At 69.9% G+C, this 1319-nt stretch carries 1 protein-coding gene; it reads left to right on the forward strand.

The genetic code is table 11. The annotated features are described in order from the left end of the window. The coding region (locus tag EN742_RS35215) for a dihydroxy-acid dehydratase (protein WP_128333897.1) at positions 1–1319 on the forward strand (1319 nt) is incomplete at both ends.

Raw genomic sequence — 1319 nt, forward strand, 5'->3', positions numbered from 1 at the left:
ATGCGCTGGAGCGGCCGATCGTCGGCATTGTCGACACCGCGAGCGACTACAATCCCTGCCACGGCAACGCGCCGCAACTGATCGAGGCGGTCAAGCGCGGCGTCATGCTCTCGGGCGCGCTGCCGATGGTGTTCCCGACCATCTCCATCCACGAATCCTTCGCCCATCCGACCTCGATGGTGCTGCGCAATCTGATGGCGATGGACACCGAGGAGATGATCCGCGCGCAGCCGATGGACGCGGTGGTCGTCATCGGCGGCTGCGACAAGACCTTGCCGGCGCAGATCATGGGCGCGATCAGCGCCGACCTGCCGACGGTCGTGGTGCCGGTCGGCTCGATGGTCGTCGGCCACCACAAGGGCGAGACGCTGGGCGCCTGCACCGACTGCCGGCGCCTGTGGTCGAGCCACCGCGCCGGCGACATCGATGCCGTCGAGATCGACCTCGTCAACGGCAGGCTGGCGCCTTCGGTCGGCACCTGCATGGTCATGGGCACCGCCAGCACCATGGCGATCATTGCCGAGGTGATGGGTTTCTCGCTGCCGTTCGCCGCGTCCATCCCGGCGCCCCATGCCGAGCGGGTCCGCTCGGCGGAAGCCTCGGGCCGCGTCGCCGCCGCGCTTGCCGTCCCCGGCGCGCCGCTGCCCGGCGCCATCGTCACGCCGGCATCGATCCGCAACGCCATGGTCGTCATGCAGTCGATCGGCGGCTCGACCAACGGCATCATCCATCTCGCCGCGATCGCCGGCCGGGCCGGGCATCCGGTCGATCTCGCCGAGTTCGACAGGATCGGCCGCGAGGTGCCGGTGCTGGTCGACCTGAAGCCGTCGGGCGAACACTATATGGAACATTTCCACCAGGCCGGCGGCGTGCCGAGGCTGCTGGCCGAACTCTCCGGTGTCCTCGACCTGACGACGCCGGTGGTCGACGGCGGCACGCTCGGCGACCGCGTCATGAAGCCCGAGGACATGCATGCGCAGGACGTCATCCGGCCGCTCGGCCGGCCGGTGACGGGGCAGGGCGCCATGGCCGTGCTGTCGGGCAATCTCTGTCCGCGCGGTGCGGTGATCAAGCATTCCGCAGCCTCGCCGGCGCTGATGCGGCACACCGGGCGTGCCGTCGTCTTCGAATCCGTCGCCGACCTTGCCATGCGCATCGACGATCCGGCGCTCGACGTCAGCGCCGAGGACGTGCTGGTGCTGCGCAATGCCGGGCCGCGCGGCGCGCCCGGCATGCCGGAAGCCGGCTATATCCCGATCCCGAAGAAGCTGGCCGCGCTCGGCGTCAAGGACATGGTGCGCCTGTCGGACGCCAGGATG

It is taken from the genome of Mesorhizobium sp. M4A.F.Ca.ET.020.02.1.1, from assembly GCF_004022645.1.
Taxonomy (GTDB): Bacteria; Pseudomonadota; Alphaproteobacteria; order Rhizobiales; family Rhizobiaceae; genus Mesorhizobium.